This is a genomic window from Paenisporosarcina sp. P4_E4_2, assembly GCF_056401595.1.
The window spans coordinates 1-2,888 of the sequence record NZ_JBFUJC010000374.1; the positions used below are offsets into that span (position 1 = coordinate 1).

Genomic DNA, 2,888 nt, shown 5'->3' on the forward strand with positions numbered 1-2,888 from the left:
TGACGAATGGCACCAAGAGTTCACTGTGGAGTTCACTTCAAAAGATGAACTTAGCGGTACAGACTCAACGTACTATTCAGTAWATGGTTCTGAATTTGCAGAAGGAAATAGCCTACTTGTAAATGAAGAGGGAATCAACGTAATCACGTTCTATAGCGTTGATAACGCTGGTAATAAAGAAGAAGTAAAAACAGCTGAAGTCAAAATCGACAAGTCAGCACCAGTAACTTCTTCCAATTCAACAACTGAATGGCAACAAGAGTCTACTCTAGAATTTACTGCTAAAGATGACCTAAGCGATGAAGCAACAACATTCTATTCAGTAAATGGTTCTGATTTCACAAAAGGCAATAATGTTGCTGTAAAAGAAGAAGGAATCAACGTAATTACGTTTTATAGCGTCGATAGCGCTGGTAATAAAGAAGAAGTGAAAACAGCTGAAGTCAAAATCGACAAATCAGCACCAGCAACAATTTCTAATTCAAMTGACGAATGGCACCAAGAGTTCACTGTGGAGTTCACTTCAAAAGATGAACTTAGCGGTACAGACTCAACGTACTATTCAGTAAATGGTTCTGAATTTGCAGAAGGAAATAGCCTTCTTGTAAATGAAGAGGGGATCAACGTAATCACGTTCTATAGCGTTGATAACGCTGGTAATAAAGAAGAAGTAAAAACAACTGAAGTCAAAATCGACAAATCAGCACCAGCAACAACTTCTAATGCAACTAACGAATGGCACCAAGAGTTCACTCTAGAATTTACTGCTAAAGATGTACTAAGCGGTGAAGCAACAACATTCTATTCAGTAAATGGTTCTGATTTCACAAAAGGCAATAGCGTTGCTGTAAAAGAAGAAGGAATCAACGTAATTACGTTTTATAGCGTCGATAACGCTGGTAATAAAGAAGAAGTAAAAACAGCTGAAGTCAAAATTGACAAGTCAGCACCAGTAACAACTTCAAATGCTAGCAATCTTTGGGTAAAAGAAAGCTTTGTAGTGGAATTGACTGCAGCGGATAGTCGAAGTGGTTTATCATCAACATATTACTCTATCAATGGTTCTGAATACGTTGAAGGAAAAAGCTTCACGGTAAATAAAGAAGGAATTAATGTAATTACGTTCTACAGCGTAGACAAAGCAGGTAACAAAGAAGAAGTGCAAACAATCGAAGTGAAGATTGACAAAACGGCCCCAACTGTAACGTGGGAGCTTAAGGAAATCTATACTCTTGGTACAAAACTTCCATTGGCCTATACAGCTAAAGATGCTGAATCAGGAATCAAAACGGAAAGCTTGACGGTTAATGGTGAAGCATATAAAAACGGTGATATCATCGACTTTACTAATCCGGGCAAATATACCGTAAAAGTAACTGTAACTGACCATGTTGGACTGACGACAACTCTTGAAAAGACAATCGTAGTCTACATTCATGTAAGCACCATCAAAGTTAATCCTGGTGTTATCAAGGATAACGGCGGAGTTTTCACAGTTGACGTATCATTGCCAAGAGGATTTGACACGAAGAATTTCATTTTAGAAACAGTAACGATCAATGGCGTTTCAGCCCTTACCGGTAAAAATGGCTATGAAAAACAAGCCGAAAAAGGCCAATTCAAATTCAATCGGGATGATTTTGACTGGGATAATGGCAAGCAGACACTTCAGTTCAGTGGAATGGTTGGTGATTACCTAGTACTTGGATCTACTGAAGTGGAAGTAAAAGGGTCAAAAAAATAAGGCTCGAATAACGGCCATCACCATGGGTTCAAATCCTGGGAATGGTTAGCTTCTTTAGTAAAAAGAGTAATCGGACAATACTAATATAGAAGAAGACTGTGACTTATCTCCCGTCACAGTCCTTCTTTTTGGCTCTTTTTTTCTATAAAGTACCAACTAACGGGATTATACGACTATTCTTTTAATTATTGTTTCTATGTAAAATGATTGGTATGAATACATAAAGAAGGATGCGAAATCTATCAATGACCAGCCCGATCTCTTCCAATTGGTTTTATTACATGACAATGGCTTCTATGGCACAAGCAATGCCTTCGATAAATCAATCAGGCAGTGCAACCAATTTACTCGGTAATGTAGGAAATGAAAATTCTCTGTTCCTTATGGTATTAAATGCAGCGATGCAAGGGAGCGAATCGAACAATACAACCACTCTGCCTTTTGCTCAAAATCAGTTGATTCCACAAATAAACAGTCCATTTTCTCTTCCAGTAAACGTGCAGGCAGTAGATAAAATAGATGTCCCTACAAGTCCAAATGATACAAGTGACTTCCATTTTAAACCCGTGCAATTCTTGAAACTTGATAGTAGCTTGGAAGGAAAATTGAACGGATCAGCCTCGCACTTTATCAATGCAGGGAAAAAGTATGATATAGATCCGAGTCTCCTTTCTGCGATTGCCATCCATGAAACGGGGAATGGTTCTTCAAGAGCAGTCAAAGAGAAGAATAATGTCGCTGGAATGATGGGTAAGAATGGCTTGAGAAGCTACGCATCTATAGAAGATAGCATTTTCGATATGGCTCGTAATTTACGTAAAAATTATTTGAACCAAGGAAAATCCACGATTGCCGAGATTGGAGCGAAATATGCCCCAATTGGTGTTGCAAATGATCCAACTGGTCTAAACAATCATTGGACAACAGGGGTCAGCCGTCATTTTGATAATCTATCATAGAAAAGACTGATTCTAATCGAATCGGTCTTGTTTTTTTGAACAAATATATTTGTAAATAACACTAAAAATTTCGCTGTTTATGCCGATATACATAAAATAAAGGTTGATTTGCAGTGAAGTAGATTTGTTTTCTTTCTCAACCGACAATGACGATACAAGGGGATAGCCACTGATGGAAGTTAAAC

2 protein-coding genes are annotated in these 2,888 nt (G+C 38.0%); both read left to right on the forward strand.

Annotation, left to right across the window (positions count from 1 at the left end; all coding sequences use genetic code 11):
* Positions 1-1,744 (forward strand): OmpL47-type beta-barrel domain-containing protein (locus AC1DSB_RS17325; RefSeq protein WP_477587209.1); only part of this gene is annotated, 1,744 nt, incomplete at its 5' end.
* Between the two features lie 245 nt (positions 1,745-1,989).
* The gene (locus AC1DSB_RS17330) at positions 1,990-2,703 is read left to right on the forward strand and encodes a glucosaminidase domain-containing protein (RefSeq protein ID WP_477587210.1); all 714 of its coding nucleotides are present in this window, start codon (positions 1,990-1,992) and stop codon (positions 2,701-2,703) included.
* Positions 2,704-2,888 lie beyond the last annotated feature (185 nt).